The organism is Macrococcus sp. PK (assembly GCF_022501545.1).
Taxonomy (GTDB): domain Bacteria; phylum Bacillota; class Bacilli; order Staphylococcales; family Staphylococcaceae; genus Macrococcoides; species Macrococcoides epidermidis.
On record NZ_JAEPRF010000002.1, the window covers coordinates 196500 to 221265 of the forward strand.

Here is a 24766-nt window from a genome sequence, read left to right on the forward strand (position 1 = left end):
GGTAGTTTGATGTTAGATAAAAATGTTGTAATTGCTCATCGTGGAGCGAGTGCCTATGCACCTGAGCATAGTTATGCATCCTATGATTTAAGTCACTTTGATATGCACGCAGACTATATTGAGCTGGATGTACAGATGACCCTGGACGGAGAAATTATCGTGATGCATGATGAAACGATTGAACGGACAGGACTCACGCAAGGAACAATCAAAGAAATGACACTTGAAGAGATTAAGCGTATACACATCGGCCAATGGTTTAATGACAAATTTCCTGAACTTGCACGTGATTATTATGCCGAACAGACTGTCCCGACATTACGAGAAGTGTTTATGCGTTATGGACTAGCGAACTATTATATAGAAACAAAAGCGCCAGATATTTATCCAGGTATGGAAGAACAATTGACGATGATTCTAGAAGATTTTAATTTGTTAACGGAAGAGCGAATGGCGAATTACCAAACTGTCATTCAGTCGTTTAGTCTGGAAAGTTTGATAAAGATGAATCAGTTAAAGCAAGGCATCCCATTACTCTTGTTATGTAAGAAAGGCATGCTGCGTGATATGAGTGATGATGATCTCAAGAAGATTCATCAGTTTGTTTATGCGGTTGGTCCTAACTATAAAGATTTAGATCAAGCGTTAATTGAACGTATGCACAGAATCGGCTTTCTTGTCTTCCCATACACTTTAAATGATGAAGTGGATATGGAGCGACTTATCAATGAAGGCATTGACGGTGCATTTACGAATTATCCGGACTTACTTAGAAAGCAATTTCGAATGGATAATGGAGAAGTGTTTGAAAGTTAATGTGAAAAAGCTAGCGACTTTATTTGTCGCTAGCTTTTTTGATACTTAATTAAAGAATGCTTCTCGCTTGAGTTCTATCCATTCATCAGCTTCGGGGTTCTGTTCAACAAGCTGATTTACAAGTATGTCATGCCAGATAAAGTTCTGCATTAAATAAATTTGTTGTGGATCAATTGAGTAATAAGCTTGTGACTGAATATTTAGATCACTCCCATAAATCATCTCGCCTTGATCATTGATGATAATAAACCATTGTTTATCTTCGATTGTATCTGTATAACTTGTGTGTCTATGGACAAAAAGTTGGTTGTTTTTGTGGTTAAAAGTGTGATTATCATTGAAGATAATACCTTTTATAGCAATATTTCTGTCTTTTAATAAATCTTCAATATTGCTGAGTGTACCTGGCCATAAAGAAACATATAGTATTTCTTTCGTATTGTTGATAATCTCTTTTACTTTCTGGATAATATCTTCTTTTGTTTGGTAAGTCTTTATAATAATATCTTCTGGTGTAACTGTATTAATATTGTTTAAATTAGTCTGTAAGTCATTCATCGTATTTTCATATTCATGTCGTTTACGATCAATAAAAGTTTGATATGGGAGTGCTACATAATAGATTTGTTCAGCTTCATCAATTTTTGTAACAATTTCTTTTTCAATTAATTTATCAAGCGTATCGTATATTCTGGCACGTGGTACTGCAGAGAGTTTACTGATTTGATAACCGTTTGCTTTACCTAATTTGATACATGCTAAGTAGCATTTTGCTTCATAGCTACTTAATCCAAGATGCATCATTTGTTTAATAATATCTTGTTCCAAAAAAACACCTCTTTACGTCATTTTAATTTTGTTTTATAGTTACTATTATAGTAGTAACTAAAGGAGCATTCAATGTGGATATTCAAATTTTACTCATTTTAATTATTTTCGGATTTTTAGCTGCATTTATCGATTCCGTGGTAGGTGGCGGGGGACTGATTAGTATTCCTGCATTACTCGCCACAGGTATGCCGCCATCTATGGCATTAGGCACTAATAAACTCGCATCATCATTTGGATCATTTACGTCTGCGATTTCATTTATCCGTTCCCGTAAAGTGAATTTTAATATTGTTGCAAAACTGTTTCCGTTATCATTTATTTTATCTATTATTGGTGCATTTGTTGCAACAAAGCTGCCGCCAGAATATTTAAAGCCACTTGCAATCATTATGTTATCACTCGTATTAATTTACACGTTATTTAAAAAAGATTGGGGCGATATTTCAACGTATCATAAACTTACAAAGAAAAAACTGATATTATTTATTATCATCATTGGTTTAATTGGATTTTATGATGGTTTTTTAGGCGGGGGAACTGGTAGTTTCCTGCTGTTTGTCTTTTTGATTATCGGATTTGACTTTTTAAGTGCTGCAGGAAACGCGAAGGTCTTAAACTTTGCGAGTAACTTAGGTGCGTTATTATTATTTATTGTATTAGGGCAAGTCAATTTTACATATGGACTAAGCATGGGCGCTGCGATGATTGCTGGTAGTTATGTTGGTAGCCAGTTTGCCATTAGAAAAGGTGTATCATATGTTAAAGTACTATTTGTATGTGTGACTGTATTATTAATCGGTAAAAATATATTTGATTATATTAAGGAATACCTATAGGTGACTATTAGGTATTCTTTTTTGTAAAGAATCTTAAAATTACCTTAAAAGCGAATGGATATTCTTCTCTGCTATTAATAATCTGTTATGATTAAGTAGAATAAAAATATTGGAGGATGAATTGATGAGTAAAAGAGTTATTGCAATGATTATTGCGGCAGTTTTATTTATTTTGGGAACATCTGTAAGTTTCTTTACAAGTGCTGTAACAACGAATTTTTCGAAATCATTTGAAGAAGCTACAAGTATGAAAAGTGATGAACTAAGTACTACAGTACTTGAAGGTACAGATGGATCTAACCAAATTGCACGTGTTGAAGTAGACGGTGTAATCCAGGATACTGGGGTTCCAGGTTTGTTTGATGAAGCAGGATACAACCATACGAAGACATTACAGACATTAGAACAAATTAAAGACGATGACAATATTAAAGGTCTGATGCTTGTAGTGAACTCACCAGGTGGTGGCGTGTATGAAAGCGCTGAAATTCATGACGCAGTAGAAGCTATAAAAAAATCAGGTAAAAAAGTGTATGTTACGATGAAAAATATGGCTGCTTCTGGTGGATATTATATTTCTGCACCAGCTGACAAAATTTATGCTTCAAGTGAAACAATTACGGGTTCTCTTGGTGTAATTATGCAGTCTATGAATTATAAAGAATTAGCTGATAAATATGGTGTTAAATTTAATACGATTAAAAGTGGGCCACATAAAGATATTATGAGTCCGACAAAAGAGATGGATGAAGAAGAGCGCAAGATTTTACAGAGCTTTGTTGACGAAAGTTATAATGCATTCGTAAAAGTAATCAGTGATGGTCGAAATATTGATACTGCACAAGTGAAAAAAATAGCTGATGGCCGAATTTATTCTGGATTACAAGCTAAGAAACTAAATTTAATTGATGAAATCGGTATGGAAAAAGATGCATTAAAAGCAATGAAAGCAGATTTGAAAGCGAAGCATGCAGAAGTCATCGAATTTAATGCGGATGATTCATTTTTCGGTAAAGATTTCTTTGCAGCAAATACATTCGTTAAACAATTCATGGGACAAAGTGATGTTGATCGTGTTCAACAAATCCTGTCAAAACGTCAAGGTTTAGAGCCGATGTATTTATATGGGGAGTAGGTGAGGAAAATGACAGAACATTTTAATGAAAGTAATACAGTCCGTCAATATTCTCCAGTCGATAGTGGTCAATATGTAAGCGAAAGAGCTAGCGGTACATATACGCATAAGCGTAAACTTGAAGATGAAATTTTAGCGTTGACCCATGCGGGATTCGGTATTCGTCTAATAGCATATCTTATTGATATCATCCTCATTTCAAGTATTAAAGGGATTATCATTGGACCGATCGTTGGACTAGGCGGATTACAGGATACTTATTTTGGCATACGATTATTCTCGGTAGAAAATATTTTAAGTGCGATCATTTATTTCAGCTATTTTGTATTGATGACTTACTGCTTTAGAGCGACTTTAGGTAAGATGATACTTGGACTAAAAGTGTTAAGTTTGAAAGAGGAAAAGCTTTCTATCGGTACAGTACTTACAAGAGAATTATTCGGTCGATATATTAGTAATTTCTTTTGGTCACTGCTTTATCTTGTTGTATTATTCAATCCGAAGAAACGTGGGATTCACGATTTACTGAGTGATACATTTGTTGTAAGAGAAGATAAGGAGCCAATCAGACAATTTATTTTAAATGAAGGCGTCCGTTAAAATAATGCTTTTAGTTTTATAATTTGTCCTGTTCATGGTAAATTATTAAGTGAATAACACTTAAGGAGGAAGACAAATGACTCAAGTAACTTTTAAAAATAACCCGGTAACATTATTAGGTGAGCAAGTAACTGTAGGTACAGCAGCGCCTGATTTTTCAGTATTAGATACAGATTTAAATGTTAAGACACTAGCTGACTTTGAAGGTAAGAAAAAATTAATCTCAGTTATCCCTTCAATTGATACTGGTGTATGTGAACAACAAACACGTAAATTCAACGAAGAAGCTAGTAGCATTGATAATGCAGTTGTAATCACTATCTCAGCTGACTTACCATTCGCTCAAAAGAAATGGTGTGCAGCGAACGGTTTAGATAACGTCGTTACATTAAGTGACCATAAAGATTTATCATTTGGTACAAACTACGGTGTAGTGATGGAAGAATTACGTTTATTAGCACGCTCTGTATTCGTATTAAACGATGCTAATGAAGTAGTTTACACTGAAATCGTTTCAGAAGGAACGAACCATCCCGATTATGATAAAGCAATCGAAGCTTTAAAATCAATCTAATTTACAATAATAATGTATAGATGCTGCCCCGAGTGGGCAGTTTTTATTTGAAAGGAAACAATGATGATAGAAGAATTATTTAAACTTATAGACGATAAAGCCAAAGCTTTTCAGAAAGAAAATGGACACAGTTTCATTGAGAATTTAGGTCTCGCACTTGAAGATATTTATATGAATGAACGTGAAACTTTAGAACGTAGTACGGTTATTGACCGACGTAAAGCATTTCAATTCAGCTATTTAAGCATGTTAAAAGAAGAGATGATTCAACCAAATCATCAGATGACACCGGACAGTATTGGTTATTTAGTAGCATATGTCATTCGTTTATTTATGCAGGATAATAAAGAACTAAAGATGCTTGATCTGACGAGTGGTACTGGACACCTTTCAGCGACAATACATGAACAAAATCCGGAAACGACATTTGATCACGTATTAGTAGAAGTAGATCCTGTATTATCAAGATTAAGTGTACATTTAGCGAACTTTTTAGAAGTGCCGATGGATGTTTTCCCGCAAGATGCCATCATGCCATTACCAGAAGGTGATTTTGATATAGCTGTAGGAGATTTTCCGATTGGTTATTATCCGGTTGATGAGCGCAGTCATCAAATGAAGCTTGGCTTTAAAGAAGGACATAGCTATAGCCATCATCTTCTAATCGAACAAGCGATTGCTTCATTAAAACCAGGAGGTCTTGCATTTTTAATCGTTCCAAGCATGTTGTTTGAAGGTGATAATGTAGAACAGCTTCAAAAATTTATTGCTACAGAAACAGTTATGCAGGCATTTTTAAATTTTCCAACCAGTCTATTTAAGTCAGAAAATTTGCGCAAAAGTTTATTAGTGCTTGAGAATAAAAAGGTGACAGATTCAAAGCCAGTGGAAGTTTTGCTGGCCAATATACCGGATTTTAAAGATGAAAGAAAAATGAAAGCCTTTTTAGATGAACTTGATACATGGTATTCAGAAAATCGTAATAAATAATTACTGTATTATTGTTGCTTTAAACCTGTATTAATGATTAAATAAGAGTGTTAAAAATTATTTAGGAGGATTTTCATGAAGAAAATTATGGCAATTAATGCCGGGAGCTCGTCTTTAAAATTTCAATTATTCGAAATGCCATCAGAAAAAGTACTAACTAAAGGTTTAGTAGAAAGAATCGGATTGAAAAATTCAGTATTTACAATTACGGTTGATGGTGAAAAACGTACAAGAACTCTAGATATTAAAGATCATGAAGAAGCTGTTGATATGATGTTAGCACGCATGATTCATTACGATATTATTAAAAGTGTCAATGAATTAGATGGAACAGGACATCGTGTTGTTCAAGGTGGAGATTTATTCCCGACTTCAGCATTAGTGAATCGTGACGTAGAAGAAAAAATCGCAAAGTTAATTGAACTTGCGCCATTACACAACGCAGCAAACTTAATGGGTATTCAGGCTTTCAGAAGAATGTTACCAGATATTCCACATGTTGCAGTATTTGATACTTCATTCCACTCAACAATGCCTGAAAAAGCATTCTTATATAGCTTGCCATACCAATATTATAAAGCACATAAAGTACGTAAATATGGTGCGCATGGTACAAGTCATAAATATGTAGCACAACGTGCAGCAGAAATGATGGATAGAAAACCTGAAGAAGGTTTAAAGATTATCTCTTGTCACATCGGTAACGGTGGATCAATTACAGCAGTAAAAGATGGTAAATCTGTAGATACTTCTATGGGCTTCACACCACTTGCTGGTATTACGATGGGTACTCGTACAGGTGATATTGACGTTGCTACAATTCCTTATTTAATGGAAAAATTGCATAAATCAGCTGAAGAATTATTAAATGTATATAATAAAGAGTCTGGTGTATTAGGTATTACAGGTATTTCAAGCGATATGCGTGATATTGAAATCGCAGCTGAAAAAAATGAAGGACGCGCTCAACTTGCATTGGATATCTATGTAGATAGAATTCAAAAATATATCGGTCAATATGCAGCAGTTATGGGTGGTGTTGACGGTATTTTATTTACAGCTGGTGTAGGTGAGAACTCTGATACAATCCGTGAAGCAGTATGTGAAAAATTAGAATTCTTAGGCGTTAAAGTAGACCCTGAGAAAAATAATGGCTTACGTGGTAAAGAAGCAATTATCTCAACAGATGATTCTCGTGTAACAGTAATGGTTATTCCTACAGATGAGGAAGTAATGATTGCGCGTGACGTTATGGAATTCGGGGAGTTAGGTGAATAGATTTAAGATGCTACCTATTTGTATTGAATAGGTAGTTTTTTTATTGTGGCAGCGTTAGCTGTACCGAAAGCGGTAGTAAATACAAAATACAACCGTTTCCGAACATGCATTTATTATATACACCAACAAAAATAGAGCTAAAATGACGATGATCATTTTAGCTCTTTTATTTTCGGAGGATTGTTATCTGGGTATCTTGTGATTTCTCTGTAAATCAACGAATGCACAATAGAAGCAAGTTGCAATTGCTAAAATAATTGCAATTTCCATTTTACACACCTCCGTATTGATTCATTCTATTTATTCTGGTCCATAAATTCCTTCGTAGCTACTTCAGGTTCAAAATTATCCGGCATTGTTTCAGTTCTAACAACTAACACATCACATTCAGCATGACGCACAATTGCTTCTGAAACTGATCCAATGATGAAGCGTTCAACTGCATTTAATCCAGTTGAACCACACATGATAAGGTCAGCATTTAATTTCTGAGCAATTTTCTTAGGTATAATTGTTTTTGGAGATCCATACTCAATTAAAGTTTCAACGTTATTTACACCGCGAGACCCAGCAACTTTCTTGTACCCATCTAATAATGATTCAGCAAACTGTGTTGCACGTTCAGAAATAGAACGGTCATATGCTTCAACACTTGCATAACTTCTTGTATCAATAACATTGATGATGTGAAGTGTTGCATCGTTACGTTTAGCAACCTCGACTGCTTTATTAAATGCCCATTCCGCTTCGCTTGAACCGTCAACTGCAATTAAGATGTTTTTATATACTAACATAAATATCCCTCCATTTTTTATATATTGCGAATCTTTTCTACACTTTAATTATAACACTAATTCTGGATAATGTATGTGACACCGTCGTTAAATTTTTCATCCTAATGATTTAAATATAATTTAAAACAAAAGGGTTTGCGTTTTAGCATCAAAGTGCTAATATGGTGATGTAAGCGTTATTATTTATATATTAAGGGGATGAATTTTAATGATTATCGGAATTCCAAAAGAGATTAAAAACAACGAGAACCGTGTAGGTTTAACACCAGCTGGGGTACACGCTTTAATAGAAAATGGACATACTGTGCGCGTTGAAGCAGGTGCAGGTATGGGTTCTTATTTCACTGATGAGGATTACAAAGAAGCGGGAGCTGAAATCGTTTCTGTTGAGCAAGCGTGGGATACAGATATGGTGATTAAAGTAAAAGAACCGTTATCAGCAGAGTTTGGATATTTTAAAGAAGGATTAATCTTATTCACTTATTTACATTTAGCACCTGAAGTGGAACTGACAAAAGCTTTATTAGAGAAAAAAGTGGTTGGTATTGCTTATGAAACAGTTCAATTACCTACTGGTGGACTTCCATTATTATCTCCAATGAGTGAAGTTGCAGGACGTATGGCAACTCAAATTGGTGCACAATTCTTACAAAAAACAAACGGTGGTAAAGGGATTTTATTAGCAGGTGTTCCTGGTGTTGAAAAAGGTAAAGTGACTATCATCGGTGGTGGACAAGCTGGAACTAACGCAGCGAAGATGGCTGTAGGTCTTGGAGCAGATGTTACCATCTTAGATTTATCTCCAGTTAGATTACAACAATTAGATGATCTATTCGGTAGTCAGGTTCAAACGTTAATGTCTACACCTTTAAATATTGCAGAATCAGTTAAAAACAGTGATTTAGTAATTGGAGCTGTATTAATTCCTGGTGCTAAAGCCCCTAAATTAGTAACTGAAGAAATGATTAAAACGATGAGTCCAGGTTCAGTTGTAATTGATATCGCGATCGATCAAGGTGGAATCTTTGAAACTTCAGATCGCATTACGACGCATGATGATCCAACATTTATTAAACATGATGTTGTACATTACTCAGTAGCAAACATGCCTGGAGCAGTGCCTCGTACTTCAACAATGGCGTTATCGAATGCTACGATTCCTTATGCATTACAAATTGCAAATAAAGGCTATAAACAAGCAGCTTTAGATAATGAAGCGATCTTAAAAGGCTTCAATACTTTAGATGGTAATGTTACTTTCAAAGCTGTAGCTGATGATCAAGGTTTAGAATATGTTGATGCAAAATCATTATTAGAAAAGTAATTAAATGTTGTATGTAAAAGAGGAGTGCCATTTCGCACTCCTCTTAATCTTTATACAATTTTTGTACCATGGACTTCCTGAAAAGGAATAAGTTCAAGTAAATCATTTAGGTTATCTTTATTTAAACCGCCACCAGGCATAATTTCTATATTTCCTTTTGAATGTCTTAATAGTCGTCCTAATTGATTAACATTATCAAGTATTGGTGTTGATTTGTCTTCACTACCATGTGTTAATATACGCTTGAAATTCATATCAATTAAAGCATCCATTGCTTTTAGTTGCTGCCTTAATGGAATCTGATCAAAAGCCATATGCATCACACAGGGTACTTCCTGTGCTGTCTTTCTTAAATCATGCATTGTTAACGTATCCAGATCATTATCTTTTGTTAAAGCACCAAAAACGAATGCATCAACGTTTAATGATTGTAATGCGATAATATCTTCGCGCATCACTTCTTTTTCAAATAAGTTATAGGTAAAATCACCGCCACGTGGACGTATCATTACTGCCACTTCGATATTTAGTGGATGACAATATTCTATAGCAAGTTTTACAAGACCGAAACTTGGTGTTGTACCACCAACAAACAGATTATCACAAAGTTCAATACGATTTGCACCATGAGTTGCTGCATAGATGATTTCATCAAATGTTTCAACTACCGCTTCTTTTATCATTTTTCATACCTTGTCAATACTTCATAACCATCTTCAGTCACTAAAATATCATCTTCCACACGTACTCCGATTTCACCATGTAAATAAATACCCGGTTCAATTGTAAAGCACATACCTGGTTTCAATATATCATCATTGGCAGAAGAGATATCTGGAAATTCATGCACAGTTATACCTAAGCCATGCCCTAAACGATGTGGGAATGCTTCACCATATCCTTTTTCAGATATATAATCACGAGCGAGTGCATCGATTTCACTAATTTTTACACCAGGTTTAACACCTTCTATTGCACGTTGATTTGCTTCTGTAACAATCGCATGAATTTCCTGATGAAATGCTGGTGGATTTCCAAAAGCAATCGTTCTTGTAATATCTGAGCAGTAACCATTATAAATAACACCTAAATCAAATAATACATACTCATCATTTTTTAGCTCACGGTTACCTGGTGTCCCGTGAGGACTTGCTGCATGGTCGCCGAAAAGTACAGTCGTATTGAAACTCATACCGCTGATACCTTCAATTTTTAAAATTTCCGATTCTAAATATTGTGCCACTTCTTTTTCTGTAATACCTTCTTTTAAATGAGAAACACCGATTTGCAATGCTTTATCAGCAAATTGCGCAGCATTTTTTAAAATTTCAATTTCATCTGCTGTTTTAATATTACGCATATCTTTAATGATTTGATCTATTGCATTTAATTGGGCAGCTTTAAAAGTATCAAGTAAAGCTTTTTCACGCTTGACAGTAACATGTTCTTCTTCAATATATAACGGTGCATTATCCGGGAATCTCGTATTTTGCTTCGCAACTATAAATGCATCTTCAGTGTCAGAGTAACCATAAGCAGTTAGATTTGATGCTTTCTTTGCATCTTCGACTTCCATATTTGGTACTATGAGGAGAGCTTTGTTTTGAGTTACATATAAAGCAGTAAGTCGTTCATGTGGATCTGACAAGAATCCACTGAAGTAATTAATGTTATCTGGTGTCGTAATCCATGCATATTCAATGGATTGAGATTGCATCAATTGCTGTAAATTTTTTAATGTTTGTTTCATAATCATGCTCCTTTTATTTCTGAGTAACTCTAGTTTATGAAAGATAAGAACATTATTCAATCAATAGTATCTTACAATCTTTTTAAAACATTCATTAATAATGTATAATGAACTTAATAAAAAGGAAGAGGTGCTAAATATGGAAGTATATTTTCATGGACAATCTTGTATTTCTTTTGAAAGTAATGGAAAAAAGGTTTTAGTAGATCCTTTTATTACAGGTAATAAATTATCAGATTTAGATGCTTCAACTGTTCAAGCTGATTATATTTTACTAACGCATGGTCATGGTGATCACATTGGTGATACAGTTGAGATTGCTAAAAGAACAAATGCGACAGTCGTTGCAACACCAGAAATTGTTTCATATTTAGGTGGGCAAGGGATAGAGCATGCACATCCGATGAATATCGGTGGTAAATGGATGTTTGATTTCGGTTCAGTAAAGTATGTACAAGCATTTCATAGTAATTCCTTATATGATGACGAAGGAAATATTATTTATTTTGGGATGCCTTGCGGACTTATTATTGAAGTAGAAGGTAAGACAATTTATCATGCGGGAGATACTGGCTTATTCTCGGATATGAAGCTTATCGCAGAACGTCATCCAGTTGATTTATGTTTTATACCGATTGGTGATAACTTTACGATGGGGATTGATGATGCAGCATATGCAATTAACACATTTATTAATCCGAAATTGACTGTGCCGATTCATTACAATACATTCCCGTACATTGAAGTGGATCCAAATGAATTTAAATCACAAGTTAAAAGTCCAGTAGAAATTCTGGATGCAGGACAATCAGTAACACTTTAAGCATTAAAAGTAATGGAAACTAGGTGGCAAATTGACAAAACATGAACAAATCATCGAGCATATATCAGGTCTAGCAGTAGGTAGTAAGATTTCGGTTAGACAGATTGCAAAAGATCTTAATGTCTCAGAAGGTACAGCATATCGTGCAATAAAAGAAGCTGAGAATAACGGTATCGTTTCAACGATAGAACGTGTTGGAACTGTTCGAATCGAAAAGAAAACAAGAAACTCAATCGATCGCCTGACATTTGCCGAAATTGTTAATATTATAGATGGACAAGTATTAGGTGGCAGAAGTGGTCTGCACAAATCGCTGACGAAATTTGCGATTGGTGCTATGGAAGTAGAAGAAGTCAGTAAGTATATCGGAGAAAATACACTGCTGATTGTAGGTAATCGAATCGAAGTTCAAAAGCTTGCTTTAAGTAAGGGTTCTGCAGTTTTAATTACAGGTGGATTTGATACTGCTGAAGAAGTTAAGAATTTATCTGATCAATTAGGATTACCGATTATTTCATCAAATTTTGATACATTTGCCGTTGCAAATATGATTAATCGTGCGATTTACGATCAATTAATCAAAAAAGAAGTGCTGACAGCACAAGATATTTTAATTAAATTAGATGAAACACGTTACTTAAAGGAAAATGATTCAATCAGCGATTGGCATGCATTATCAGAAAGCTCTAAACATACACGTTTTCCAGTGTTAGATGCAAACAATAAGTTAAGCGGTATGGTGACAAGTAAAGATATCTTTAATCAAAATCCTTCTGAAAAGATTAAGAAGGTTATGACTAAGTCACCGGTTACTGTTAACTTAAATACGACTGTCGCAAGTTGCGCGCATATTATGATATGGGAAAGTATCGAACTGTTGCCAGTCGTATCGCGTTATAATAACTTAATCGGTGTTGTTTCTAGAGAAGATGTGTTAAAAGCGATGCAATCAGCGGACAGACAGCCACATATGGGCGATACATTTAATGATCAGATATTAAAGAAGATGAAGTTTAATAATGATCAAATTTCAATACAGATCACACCTCAAATGTCTAATCAGTATGGTAGTTTAAGTAAATCTGTATTTCTTGCAATTATTGAGGAATCAGTTAAATTTCATATGAAGAAGTTAATTCGTGGAGATGTACTGATTGATAGTATCAATATCTTTTTCATCCGTACAGTCCAGATAGATTCTATTCTGGATGTTGAAGTAAAGTTACTGGATATGGGACGTAAGTTTGCAAAGATTGAAATTGCGATTATGCAGAATAATAATGCGGTGGCAAAAGCAATGACAATTCTTCAGGTGATTGAACATTATTACTAATCAAAAAAGACAGTGAGACAATAGTCTTAGCTCTCTTCTGTTTAACAGCTTAAACGGCGGAACAGAAGTTGCCCCTACGACAAAAACCGAACAAAAACTATAAATCAAAGCGCGATTTATTAGTTTTGTCCGGTTTTTGCTTGTGGCAGAACACTTCTGTCCCAGCCTCTCTTTTAATCATAATTATTATCTTCTGCTTTGCTGTTTTTTACGTAATGCTTCCCATGCTGCATCTTCTTCATCAAAGTGATTTTCAAAATACTTTTTAGCCTTTATTGCATATTGATAATTATATATTGCATATGCAATCAAAAGGGTACATATGATATATGTGAAAGTAGCTGGGAAATTTAAAATCTGAGTTACAGCAAATGCTACCATAAATATAGAAAAGCATTGACGTGCACGTGCTCTATACCAGGCACGTCGTACATCTTTGACTTCTCTAAAGTATTTCGCAATATTATAAATAGTAAAAATAAATGCGAAAATCATTATTGTAACAAATGTCATAAGAATATAAGGGAAAATTGTTTCCATCTTTAAACCTCCAGTCTTAAAGATTATAGCATATCTTTAAGACCTGTAAATCTATCAAACAAAGGAGAAATTATGAATAAAACTGAAATTGGTGCATTGATTGAAAAAATTAATGCTTTTGACACGGTTATAATATTTAGACATGTACGTCCTGATCCGGATGCACTAGGTTCTCAACTAGGATTTAAACATGCAATACAGAAGCTATTTCCAAATAAGAATGTGTATGCAGTAGGAAGTTCAGTTGACAATTTAAACTTTATCGGTGAAATGGACGAAATAAATGACGAGATATTTACAGATGCACTTGCCTTAGTGTTAGATACGGCAAATGCACCACGTATTGATGATGAGCGCTATCAGTTGTGTAAAACTATTATAAAGATAGATCACCATCCGCCGGTAGATCAATATGGTGAAATTAATATCGTTAATACGGATAGTTCATCTACAAGCGAAATAATCTATGAAATTCTGTTAAATATCGGTTATGGTACGGACTTAATTACACGAGAAGTTGCGCGCTGTCTTTATATCGGTATCGTAGGTGATACAGGGCGTTTCTTATTTAATAATACAACGAGCAAAACGATGGCGATTGCTTCAGAACTATTAAAATACGATATTGATCATACGCAGATGATCAATCAAATGCAGCAACGTGATTTAACTTCTATTCGATTTCAGGGATATGTGCTACAACATTTTAAACTTGAAGAAGGCGTAGGGTATATATTCATTACGAAAGAAATATTAGAACAATTTAATATATCTGCCAGTGCAGCATCTTTATTTGTTAATAGTCTTGCGGATACACAAGGCATTAAAGCTTGGGCGTTTGCGATTGACGAAACAAGTGAGATTCGAGTACGTCTGAGAAGTAAAGATGTAGTGATCAATGAACTTGCAGCAGAATATAATGGTGGTGGCCATCCATTGGCGAGTGGTGCATCTGTTTATAGTGTAGAGGAATTAGAAAGATTAATCGCGCAATTAAAAGCGTTAGTAAATGCTTAATAAAATGAGGTGAATAACTTGGTAGTACATTTAAATATTCATACGTCATATGATCTGCTTCATTCAACAGTTAAGATTGATGACTTGATTAATCGTGCCAAGTCGCTTGGACAAAAAGCAGTTGCGATTACTGACTTAAATGTACTTTTTGGTGTGCAGTCATTTTATTCAGCTTGCATTGATGCCGGTATGAAACCGATAATTGGTATGGAAATCATCCTGACAGACGGTATTGAAGATTGTTATACAGTTTTATTAGCCAAAAATAATGACGGTTTTAAAAGCCTGATGCAGTTGTCTTCACGTATACAACTGAAAAATCTACAAAAAATATCAACTGATATACTGCGTCAATATACTGACCAGTTAATCGTTATCTACAAACAATTAGATGCGAATCAGGAACATTTTGTGTTGGAAGATGCCGATTATTATGTCAGTCACGATAGTACAATTGAAGCTAGGCGTGTATATATCGATGATGTGCGATATTTATCGCCGGATGGTATCGTAGATTTAAGCATCTTAAATGCAATTGATGATAATAAAAAGATACCGCTAGAGACCATTCAATTAAAGTCTGGAACAAAGTATATTAAATCAGATGAAATATTATTAGATTTGGGTATTTCTGAGCGTACCATTCAAGCGACAGAAGAAATTGCTGAAGCATGTAACGTTACACTTGAGAAATCAACGCATTTACCAAAATATCCGGTACCTGATGATTTATCAAGCGATGCTTATCTTTATAAACTCCTACAAAAGCAAAAAGTAAAGTTTCCTCAATTTGATGAAAAATATGAAGAACGATTAATGTATGAATATGAAGTCATTCAAAGCATGGGATTTTCTGATTACTTTTTAATCGTTAGTGATTTAATCCATTTTGCTAAGACAAATGACATATTGGTAGGTCCCGGACGTGGATCATCAAGTGGTTCTCTCGTAAGTTATGTGCTTGGGATCACTACTATTGATCCGATAGAGCATGATTTACTTTTTGAGCGTTTTTTAAATCCCGAACGTGTAACGATGCCGGATATTGATATTGACTTTGAAGATAAAGAGCGCGATAAAGTAATTGAATACGTCATTCAGAAATATGGTGCATTCAATGTGAGCGGTATCGTGACATTCGGTCATCTGTCTATGAAAGCAGTGATGCGTGACGTCGGACGCATACTGCAGTTTTCAGAAAGTGAGTTAAAAGAAGCAAGTTCAATATTGAGTAATAAAAGCTTTAATAATTTAATCGATGCATATGAAGATGATACATTTTCAAGCTTTATTGATTACAATGAACGACGCAAAAAATGGTATCAGATTGCAAGGTCGCTGGAAGGTTTACCACGTCATACATCGACACATGCTGCAGGTATCATCATTCATGACCAGTTACTTACAGATTATGTACCTTTATTGATGGGTGAAGAATACCCACTTACCCAATGGAATATGACAGAAGTAGAAGCGGTTGGATTACTTAAAATCGATTTTCTTGGTTTACGTAATTTAACGATTATACATAATATACTACGTTCTATTAAGGCACAATATGGTAAGACGATAAATATTGAACAAATTCCGATGGATGATATAAAAGTTTACGAGCAGTTATCCAGCGGAGATTCAATGGGAATATTTCAATTAGAATCAGACGGAATACGCAATGTGTTAAAACGATTAAAACCAGAAAATTTCAATGATATTGTTGCAGTTTTAAGTCTTTATCGTCCTGGTCCGATGGAACAAATACCGTTATATATTGAAAGACGTCATCATCAGCAAACAGTTCACTTACCGCATGCTGATTTAGAGGATATACTATCACCTACTTATGGTGTAATTATCTATCAGGAGCAGATTATGCAGATTGCAAATCGGTTTGCTGGATTTAGTTTTGGTGAGGCGGATATTTTAAGACGTGCTATGAGTAAGAAGAACCATCAGACATTACTGGCTGAACAGGAGCATTTTGTATCGGGTAGCATGAAGAATGGTTATTCAAAACAAGATGCGACGGCGATTTATGAATTAATCTTAAAGTTTGCTAATTATGGATTCAATAAAGCACATGCTGTTGCGTATGCAAAAATATCATATATTATGATGTACTTTAAAGTGCATTTCCCAAATATATTTTATGCCGCGACACTCAGTAATCAAATTGGTGTTGAGCATAAAACAAAAGAAATTATCGCTGAAGTTAAATCAAGAATGATCAATATATATCCCGCTGATATTAATCAGGCTGGCTGGTATTACAAGGCGCAAAAGACAGGTATCATGATGTCACTCGGTATGATTAAGGGCGTAGGGTATAGAAGTGTGGTTGAAATTGTTGAAGAAAGAAAAAAAGGACCATTTAAAGATATCTATGACTTTTGTGCCAGAATTCCGAAACGCGTTAAATCTAAAGCATTGCTGGAAGCATTGATACATGTTGGTGCTTTTGATCAATTTGAGCAAAATCGTGCAACTTTGCTTGCTTCACTTGATGCGATTCTTGATGTTGAGAAAGAAGCTTTTGGTGAAATGAACTTTCTCGAGTCTTTAGGACTCAATAAGAAGAAAATCTATCATTATCATGAAGAGATGTCGGATGATCAAAAGGCTAGTTATGAGCTGGAGTATCTTGGTTTCTTTATTTCAAGACATCCAATCGAATCAATGTTTAATGAACTACAGTATTTACCCCTATATCGTATGAGTCAGAAGGTAAATGACCAATATATTTTACTCTGGATTGAAGGATTAAGAAGAGTTAGAACAAAAAAAGGTCAACCAATGGCATTTGTACAAGCAATGGATGGTATACAGCAGATGGATCTTGTAGTTTTTCCAACAGTATTCGACCGATACGAGCCATTGATTCAAACCAATAAGCCCCTTATTGTAAAAGGAAAATTTGATGTTAAGAAAGATAATCAAATCATTGTAAACGAAGTCATTAAAGTTGATGAATTTATTAAAAATATTCATTTGAATGCGAAGCAGTTATTTGTGAGAGTGCCACTTCAAAACGCAGAACAAATTAATAAACAAGGTGATATTGAAGTGATTCAGTTTGAGCAGAATGAAATGAAATCGTTAGGATTTATTCAAAGAGACAAGCTAGATGACTTTATGTCTCGATACGATAAAGCAGATATTCGTCTAATTTAACATTTCAAATCATTTTAATATATGGTATAGTATTCCTTAGTGGTCTGACCACTAAGGTTTTTTTATTGATGCGAAGGGGGAAAAACCTTGAATCCAATACCAAACAAAGGATTTAATGCAGTAATAACTGCGATTAATGAAATTATAAAAACTAAAAATTTAACTGCTGGCGATAAGCTACCTTCTGAACGTTATTTGAGTGAAAATCTTAATATTAGCAGATCAAGTGTTCGTGAAGCACTTAGAGCTTTAGAAATGCTTGGTGTGATTGAAACACGACGTGGTGAAGGTACTTATTTAACAGAAATGGATAATAATCAATTTATAGAAATGATAGCAGGCTATGTTGTGACAACAGAAACACAGCAAGCTGAAATTACTGATTTTATACATATGATAGAATCAATCGCAACTGTTGAGGGTACGAAAGTACAACATTTAAGTGATGCGATTGAATCACGTAATACCATCATGTTTCGTGTATGGAAATTATTGAAACAGTTTGAAAAGACATATGATGTTGAGGAGTAATGGATATGTTCAAAGATATATTTAAGCGTAATAAGAAGAAAAAATATGTAGCTGTACAAAACATGAAAGATACAGAAGTTCCTGAAGGTATCATGGTCAAGTGTCCTAAATGTAAGAAGATTATGTATACGAAAGAATTAAGTACGAACTTAAATGTTTGTTTTCATTGTGATCATCATATGGCATTAAGTGCATATGAACGAATAGAAGCAATTACTGATAAAGATAGTTTTGAAGAATTTGATGCAGTGATTGCTTCTCAAAATCCACTTTCATTTCCAAACTATGCAGAAAAGTTAGAAAGCGATAAAGAAAAGACTGGATTAAATGAAGCGGTTGTAACTGGTGTTGGTAAAATAGATAGAAATCGATTCGGTATCTGCGTGATGGATTCTAGATTTAGAATGGGGTCTATGGGGACAGTAGTCGGTGAAAAAATAAGCAGAGTGATCGATTACTGTACGGATCATGAACTTCCATTTGTCATCTTTACTGCCAGTGGTGGTGCACGTATGCAGGAAGGTATTCTGTCTCTGATGCAGATGGCTAAAACAAGTGTAGCGATAGAAAGACATAGCGAAAAAGGACTCTTATTTATTTCATATATGACACATCCGACAACTGGCGGAGTTTCTGCGAGCTTTGCTTCTGTAGGTGATATCAATTTAGCTGAACCAGAAGCGTTAATTGGTTTTGCGGGTCGACGTATTATTGAACAGACAATCAATGAGAAACTACCTGATGACTTTCAAACAGCTGAGTTTCTGCTTGAACATGGACAACTGGATAAAGTAGTACACCGTAAAGCAATGAAAGAAACGTTAAGTAAACTCATCGCGATACATACGAAAGGAGTATAAATATGGGGCTTGAATTTGAAAAACCGTTAATCGAACTTGATAGGAAAATTGAAGAATTAAAGAAATATATGGCTACTGAAGGTGTAGACTTAAATGATGAAGTAAAGACATTACAGATTACGAGAGAAGAAAAATTCAATGAAATCTATGATAACCTTACACCTTGGCAGCGTGTTCAAATTGCACGACTTACAGAACGTCCAACAACACTAGACTACATTCATTATTTATTCGAAGATTTTATTGAACTGCATGGAGACCGCAATTTTAGAGATGATCCAGCAATTATTGGCGGAGTAGCACGATATAAAGGACAACCTGTTACAGTGATAGGACATCAACGCGGAAAAGATACAAAAGATAATATATATAGAAATTTCGGAATGGCACATCCGGAAGGATATCGTAAAGCATTGAGATTAATGAAGCAGGCAGATAAATTTAATCGTCCTATTATACTATTTATTGATACGAAAGGTGCATACCCTGGTAAAGCAGCAGAAGAACGTGGACAAAGCGAATCGATAGCCAGAAACTTGGTTGAAATGGCGGGTCTTTCTGTACCGGTTATTTCGATTGTTATTGGAGAAGGTGGTAGTGGTGGTGCTTTAGGTTTGGGTATATGTAATCGATTATTAATGCTTGAAAACTCAACGTATTCTGTTATCTCACCAGAAGGTGCCGCAGCATTGTTATGGAAGGATAGTAGTTTAGCACAGCTCGCTGCAGAAAGTATGAGAATTACGGGACCAGACTTACTGGAACTAAATATTGTAGATGAACTGATTACCGAAGTTAAAGGTGGCGCACATTTAAATATCGCTGCTCAAAGTGAACATATTGATATTTCTATTGAAAAACATTTAAATGAGTTATTGCAATTAGATAAACAGGCATTAAAAAATCAACGCTATAATAAATTCAGAAAAATTGGAAGTTCAATGTAAATTTACATGTCGGTGAATGATGTAATGTAAATTATTGAAAAACAATGAAAACGCTTAAAATAAAACCCGTAGATGCTTATTCTAACGGGTTTTTAATTTGTTCAAAGATAAAACGTTTACATCTGTTATAATACATGATTTTAATGGATATAAATATTGGATTGTGTTAATTTAAAGGTATCAATAGACAAAAGGTGAGGAAAATACTATGAAAAAGATAGCAGTATTAACAAGTGGTGGGGATGCGCCGGGCATGAACGCTGCAGTGCGTGCAGTCGTGCGTAAAGCAATGTACCATGATATTGAAGTTTATGGTGTTTATCAAGGATATCAAGGCTTAGTGACTAATAATATTCATAAGATGGAACGTGGTACCGTCGGAGATAAAATTCAACGCGGTGGTACTTTCTTGCAATCTGCACGTTGTCCTGAATTTAAAGATCCGGAAGTGCGCCAAAAAGGTATTGATAATTTAAAACAACTCGGCATTGAAGGATTAGTTGTAGTTGGTGGAGACGGTAGTTACCGTGGTGCACAACGTCTAAATGAAGAAGGTATTAAGACAATCGGTATTCCGGGTACTATTGATAATGATATTAACGGAACTGATTTTACAATCGGTTTCGATACAGCGTTAAATACAATTATAGAAGCGATTGATAAAATTCGTGACACTGCGTCAAGTCATGAACGTACGTTTATTGTTGAAGTAATGGGACGAGATGCAGGTGATCTTGCTTTATGGTCAGGACTTGCAGGTGGAGCTGAGACAGTATTAGTTCCTGAACATAAGAAAGAAATTAAAGAGATAGCAGATAAAATACAACAAGGTATTGAACGTGGTAAGAAACACTCAATCATTGTTGTTGCTGAAGGTGTTATGAGTGGTCACGAATGTGGTGAACAGCTTAAAAAATATATCAACGTGGATACGCGTATTTCTGTGTTAGGGCACATGCAAAGAGGTGGATCTCCATCAGGATTAGATAGAGTATTAGCAAGTAGACTGGGTGGCTATGCTGTAGAATTATTAATGAATGATGAAACAGGATTAGCCGTTGGTATTCAGAATAACAAATTATCTAAAACATCATTTGATGATATCTTCTCTGCAACGCATACTTTAGATGAACAAATGTATGCTTTATCAAATGAGTTATCAATTTAAAATAACTATTTAATATAATTGTTTATTATCACTGTTGAATGAATACTGAATTAGAATTAACTTTCTTAATTGAATAGAATAAAAAAAGTTACCGGAGGCTCATAGACATGAGAAAAACTAAAATTGTATGTACGATAGGACCAGCATCAGAATCGCCAGAAATGTTAGAGAAATTAATGAATGCTGGAATGAACGTAGCACGTTTAAACTTCTCACATGGTAGTCATGAAGAGCATAAAGCACGCATCGACACGATTCGTGAAGTGGCTAAAAAATTAGATAAAACAGTAGCGATTCTTTTAGATACTAAAGGACCTGAAATTCGTACCCATAACATGGAAAATGACAAGATCGAATTAGTTAAAGGTTCTACAGTTGCAATTAATATGAAAGAAGTATTAGGAACGCCAGCAGAATTTTCTGTAACATATGAAGATTTAATCAATGATATACATGTTGGTTCAACGATTTTGTTAGACGATGGGTTAATCGAATTAATAGTAAAAGATATCAAACATGAAGAAGGAAGAATTATCTGTGATGTGATTAATGCAGGTGAATTAAAAAATAAAAAAGGTGTTAATCTACCAGGTGTTAAAGTGAATTTACCAGGTATTACGGATAAAGATGCGCAGGATATAATATTCGGTATTGAACAACGTGTTGACTTTATTGCGGCATCTTTCGTTCGTCGTGCAAGTGATGTTTTAGAAATTCGTAAAATTTTAGAAGATAGAAATTGTGACTTCATCAACATCATACCTAAGATTGAAAATGAAGAAGGTATTGAAAATATTGATCAAATATTAGAAGTTTCTGATGGATTAATGGTTGCTCGTGGAGACATGGGTGTTGAAATCCCGGCAGAAGAAGTACCATTAGTACAAAAAGATTTAATCCAGAAATGTAATGTTGTGGGTAAACCAGTTATAACTGCGACACAAATGCTGGATTCAATGCAACGTAACCCACGTTGTACACGTGCAGAAGCAAGTGACGTTGCAAATGCGATTTACGACGGAACAGATGCTGTGATGTTATCTGGAGAAACTGCAGCAGGTTTATACCCTGAAGAGTCAGTTAAAACGATGCATAACATTGCTTTTGCAGCAGAAGAAGCTCAGGATTATAAGCGCTTATTATCTGACAGAACGAAATTAAATCAGCCTTCAATGGTCAATGCAATTGGTGTATCTGTAGCACATACTGCATTAAATTTAGATGTTCAAACGATAGTTGCTGCAACTGAAAGTGGAACAACTGCACAAACAATTTCAAAATATCGCCCACATGCTCATATCATTGCAGTAACACCTTATGAAGAAACTGCTCGTCATATGGCACTTGTCTGGGGTGTTATCCCAGTAATTAAGACAGGGAAATCAACGACAGACGAATTATTAGATAAAGCAGTTCAGGCAGCAATAGAAGTAGGAACAGTTGAAAATGGTGATTTAATTATTATCACTGCAGGCATTCCTACAGGTGAAGCTGGTACAACAAACTTAATGAAAATCCATTTAATTGGAGATGTGATTGCAGCTGGACAAGGTATTGGACGTAATGCAACAGTTGGTAAAGTTTTAGCTGTTAGATCTGCAGAAGAATTAGCTGATAAAGACTTATCTGATAAAGTCATTGTAGCTCCATCTACGGATGCTGACATGGTTCCATACATTGAAAAAGCTTTAGCCATTGTAACTGAAGAAGGTGGCTTAACATCTCATGCAGCAGTTGTAGGTTTAACATTAGGTAAGCCAACGATTGTAGGCGTTGTAGACGTTATGGAAAAACTTGAAACTGGTACTTTAGTAACAGTAGATGCAGAACACAATAAAGTTTATGTTGGACATGCAAAAGTAAATTAATTGTTATATAACTAAGTGAATTTGAATATAAAATAAGAAGCACAGGACATTATCCTGTGCTTCTTATTTTATATTATTTATTATCATAGTTATGTGGATCAAAACTTCCTTTTTTAAATCCACCTTGTGCTGCGTACATAATTGCTAATAATACAAACCACAATGGCGATACGAATAATCCCATTCTTGTATCTTCAGCCATAAACAATAGACCGAACATAAATACAAAGAATAAAAGAATAGCGATAGCAGAAATTTTGCCTCCAGGTAATTTGTATAGACTTGATTGATGTAACTGTGGTCTACGTTTTAAGTAAACAAGATATGCTGCAAGAATGATAGACCATACAACGATAAAGAATACTGTCGCAACGGTTGTTACTAATGTAAATACTGCGTTTGCATTTGGCATAAAGTAATTCAGTAATACAGATAATAATAACAACACGCTAGAGAATACTACTGCGTTGGCAGGTACACCTGCTTTATTCGTACGTTGGAAGAAACTATCGTTTCCTTTTGAATAGTTCTTACTTAAACCAAATAACATACGGCTGTTAGAGAATATACCACTGTTACAAGACGATGCCGCAGAAGTAATTACAACAAAGTTGATTAAGCTTGCTGCAAATCCAATTCCGATTAATCCGAAGAATTTAACGAATGGACTTTCGTTTGGATCGATTTTATCCCAAGGCGTGACACTCATAATGATGATCAATGAACCGATATAGAACAATACGATACGCATCGGTACACTGTTAATTGCTCTTGGCAAAGTTTTTTCAGGGTCTTGTGCTTCACCAGCTGTTACACCGATTAACTCAATCCCTACAAAACTAAATATTGCCATCTGGAAGCTTAATAAGAATCCGTTTGTCCCATTTGGGAAGAATCCACCATGTGACCAAAGGTTTGTAATCGTTGCTACGCCAAAGTTTGTTTTAAAACCGATGACAATAAGTACGATCCCTGTAATGATTAATGCAATAATTGTAATAACTTTAATCAATGCAAACCAGAATTCTAATTCACCAAATAATTTAGCAGTTAATAAGTTTAAGAACATTAACACAAGAATACATAAAAGTGATGATAACCATGTCGGAAAGTCGGGCCACCAGAACTGTACATACTTAGCAATCGCTGTAACTTCCGCCATTCCAGTTACGACCCAACAGAACCAGTAAGTCCAGCCGGTAATATATCCTGCGAAGTCTCCTAAGTAGTCTCGGGCTATATCTGTGAAAGAATGATAGTTGGTATTAGATAATAATAATTCTCCTAATGCTCTCATAAATAAAAATAAAAAGAGTCCGATAATTATATAAGTAAATAATATGGATGGACCCGCCAGGTTGATTGATTTTCCTGCGCCTAAGAATAGTCCGGTACCAATTGCGCCCCCAATCGCAATCAGTTGAATATGTCGATTTGACAATGAACGTTGTAAATCATTTCGTTCTTCGATACTACGATTATGATTTGCCATACTAAACCCCTTTTCCTTTTTAGTACCTATATTATCTTACTAAAATCTGAAAATTACAAACATTTTTTAAAATATTCTTAATATTTTTAAG

At 34.8% G+C, this 24766-nt stretch carries 23 protein-coding genes; 17 read left to right on the forward strand and 6 right to left on the reverse strand.

The genetic code is table 11. The annotated features are described in order from the left end of the window. Nucleotides 1-9: 9 nt before the first annotated feature. Nucleotides 10-816, forward strand: coding sequence for a glycerophosphodiester phosphodiesterase (locus JJJ02_RS01335; RefSeq protein WP_240836993.1), 807 nt, complete (start codon nucleotides 10-12; stop codon nucleotides 814-816). Between the two features lie 45 nt (nucleotides 817-861). Here the strand turns inward: JJJ02_RS01335 and JJJ02_RS01340 are convergent, their stop codons facing one another. After that, nucleotides 862-1644, reverse strand: coding sequence for a TrmB family transcriptional regulator (locus tag JJJ02_RS01340; protein ID WP_240836995.1), 783 nt, complete (start codon nucleotides 1642-1644; stop codon nucleotides 862-864). Between the two features lie 74 nt (nucleotides 1645-1718). On the opposite strand from JJJ02_RS01340, the gene JJJ02_RS01345 reads away from it, so the two are divergent. The 6 genes from JJJ02_RS01345 to JJJ02_RS01370 all read left to right on the forward strand — a co-directional run bounded on the left by JJJ02_RS01345 (nucleotide 1719) and on the right by JJJ02_RS01370 (nucleotide 7060). Then, the gene (locus tag JJJ02_RS01345; protein WP_240836996.1) at nucleotides 1719-2483 is read left to right on the forward strand and encodes a sulfite exporter TauE/SafE family protein; all 765 of its coding nucleotides are present in this window, start codon (nucleotides 1719-1721) and stop codon (nucleotides 2481-2483) included. Between the two features lie 124 nt (nucleotides 2484-2607). Then, nucleotides 2608-3618 carry a signal peptide peptidase SppA gene (gene sppA / locus JJJ02_RS01350; RefSeq protein ID WP_240836999.1) on the forward strand — a complete coding sequence of 337 codons (1011 nt, stop codon included), beginning with the start codon at nucleotides 2608-2610 and terminating at the stop codon, nucleotides 3616-3618. A gap of 9 nt (nucleotides 3619-3627) precedes the next feature. Then, nucleotides 3628-4218 carry an RDD family protein gene (locus tag JJJ02_RS01355; protein ID WP_111715459.1) on the forward strand — a complete coding sequence of 197 codons (591 nt, stop codon included), beginning with the start codon at nucleotides 3628-3630 and terminating at the stop codon, nucleotides 4216-4218. Between the two features lie 76 nt (nucleotides 4219-4294). Then, nucleotides 4295-4792, forward strand: a complete 498-nt coding sequence (gene tpx, locus JJJ02_RS01360; RefSeq protein WP_240837001.1) for a thiol peroxidase — start codon at nucleotides 4295-4297, stop codon at nucleotides 4790-4792. A 60-nt stretch (nucleotides 4793-4852) separates the two neighbouring features. Continuing rightward, entirely contained in the window at nucleotides 4853-5782 is a 930-nt protein-coding gene (locus JJJ02_RS01365; RefSeq protein ID WP_170122470.1) for a class I SAM-dependent methyltransferase, read from the forward strand. A 75-nt stretch (nucleotides 5783-5857) separates the two neighbouring features. Then, entirely contained in the window at nucleotides 5858-7060 is a 1203-nt protein-coding gene (locus tag JJJ02_RS01370) for an acetate kinase (protein WP_240837003.1), read from the forward strand. A gap of 296 nt (nucleotides 7061-7356) precedes the next feature. Here the strand turns inward: JJJ02_RS01370 and JJJ02_RS01375 are convergent, their stop codons facing one another. Beyond that, complete coding sequence (locus tag JJJ02_RS01375) at nucleotides 7357-7854, reverse strand: universal stress protein (RefSeq protein ID WP_099579897.1); 498 nt, start codon at nucleotides 7852-7854, stop codon at nucleotides 7357-7359. A 208-nt stretch (nucleotides 7855-8062) separates the two neighbouring features. Between JJJ02_RS01375 and ald the strand changes: the two genes are divergently transcribed. After that, the gene (gene ald / locus JJJ02_RS01380; protein ID WP_239242533.1) at nucleotides 8063-9178 is read left to right on the forward strand and encodes an alanine dehydrogenase; all 1116 of its coding nucleotides are present in this window, start codon (nucleotides 8063-8065) and stop codon (nucleotides 9176-9178) included. A gap of 50 nt (nucleotides 9179-9228) precedes the next feature. Here the strand turns inward: ald and JJJ02_RS01385 are convergent, their stop codons facing one another. Continuing rightward, the gene (locus JJJ02_RS01385) at nucleotides 9229-9861 is read right to left on the reverse strand and encodes a copper homeostasis protein CutC (protein ID WP_111715452.1); all 633 of its coding nucleotides are present in this window, start codon (nucleotides 9859-9861) and stop codon (nucleotides 9229-9231) included. Then, a complete protein-coding gene (locus tag JJJ02_RS01390; protein ID WP_240837005.1) occupies nucleotides 9858-10928 on the reverse strand; it encodes a M24 family metallopeptidase in 1071 nt (356 codons plus the stop codon). The genes JJJ02_RS01385 and JJJ02_RS01390 overlap by 4 nt, the downstream gene beginning before the upstream one ends. A gap of 139 nt (nucleotides 10929-11067) precedes the next feature. Between JJJ02_RS01390 and JJJ02_RS01395 the strand changes: the two genes are divergently transcribed. Continuing rightward, nucleotides 11068-11751: a metal-dependent hydrolase gene (locus JJJ02_RS01395; protein ID WP_240837007.1), complete on the forward strand. Its 684-nt coding sequence runs from the start codon at nucleotides 11068-11070 to the stop codon at nucleotides 11749-11751. 31 nt (nucleotides 11752-11782) lie between these two features. Next, nucleotides 11783-13084 (forward strand): DRTGG domain-containing protein, encoded by a 1302-nt coding sequence (locus JJJ02_RS01400; RefSeq protein WP_111715448.1) that lies wholly within the window; start codon nucleotides 11783-11785, stop codon nucleotides 13082-13084. A gap of 186 nt (nucleotides 13085-13270) precedes the next feature. Here the strand turns inward: JJJ02_RS01400 and JJJ02_RS01405 are convergent, their stop codons facing one another. Next, the gene (locus JJJ02_RS01405) at nucleotides 13271-13624 is read right to left on the reverse strand and encodes a YtpI family protein (protein ID WP_240837010.1); all 354 of its coding nucleotides are present in this window, start codon (nucleotides 13622-13624) and stop codon (nucleotides 13271-13273) included. Between the two features lie 72 nt (nucleotides 13625-13696). Between JJJ02_RS01405 and JJJ02_RS01410 the strand changes: the two genes are divergently transcribed. The 7 genes from JJJ02_RS01410 (at nucleotide 13697) to pyk (ending at nucleotide 23183) form a co-directional block, all read left to right on the forward strand. Next, nucleotides 13697-14641 (forward strand): DHH family phosphoesterase, encoded by a 945-nt coding sequence (locus JJJ02_RS01410; protein WP_240837012.1) that lies wholly within the window; start codon nucleotides 13697-13699, stop codon nucleotides 14639-14641. 9 nt (nucleotides 14642-14650) lie between these two features. Further along, entirely contained in the window at nucleotides 14651-17809 is a 3159-nt protein-coding gene (locus JJJ02_RS01415) for a DNA polymerase III subunit alpha (RefSeq protein ID WP_396614710.1), read from the forward strand. A gap of 87 nt (nucleotides 17810-17896) precedes the next feature. After that, entirely contained in the window at nucleotides 17897-18340 is a 444-nt protein-coding gene (locus JJJ02_RS01420) for a FadR/GntR family transcriptional regulator (RefSeq protein ID WP_239242527.1), read from the forward strand. 5 nt (nucleotides 18341-18345) lie between these two features. Continuing rightward, nucleotides 18346-19200, forward strand: coding sequence for an acetyl-CoA carboxylase, carboxyltransferase subunit beta (accD, locus tag JJJ02_RS01425; protein WP_111715442.1), 855 nt, complete (start codon nucleotides 18346-18348; stop codon nucleotides 19198-19200). Nucleotides 19201-19202: 2 nt separating this feature from the next. Continuing rightward, the gene (gene accA, locus JJJ02_RS01430) at nucleotides 19203-20147 is read left to right on the forward strand and encodes an acetyl-CoA carboxylase carboxyl transferase subunit alpha (protein ID WP_240837022.1); all 945 of its coding nucleotides are present in this window, start codon (nucleotides 19203-19205) and stop codon (nucleotides 20145-20147) included. 208 nt (nucleotides 20148-20355) lie between these two features. Beyond that, nucleotides 20356-21315, forward strand: a complete 960-nt coding sequence (pfkA, locus tag JJJ02_RS01435; RefSeq protein ID WP_239242526.1) for a 6-phosphofructokinase — start codon at nucleotides 20356-20358, stop codon at nucleotides 21313-21315. A 107-nt stretch (nucleotides 21316-21422) separates the two neighbouring features. Further along, nucleotides 21423-23183, forward strand: a complete 1761-nt coding sequence (gene pyk / locus JJJ02_RS01440) for a pyruvate kinase (RefSeq protein WP_111715437.1) — start codon at nucleotides 21423-21425, stop codon at nucleotides 23181-23183. 73 nt (nucleotides 23184-23256) lie between these two features. Here the strand turns inward: pyk and JJJ02_RS01445 are convergent, their stop codons facing one another. Continuing rightward, nucleotides 23257-24675: an amino acid permease gene (locus tag JJJ02_RS01445; protein ID WP_111715436.1), complete on the reverse strand. Its 1419-nt coding sequence runs from the start codon at nucleotides 24673-24675 to the stop codon at nucleotides 23257-23259. Nucleotides 24676-24766: the final 91 nt, after the last annotated feature.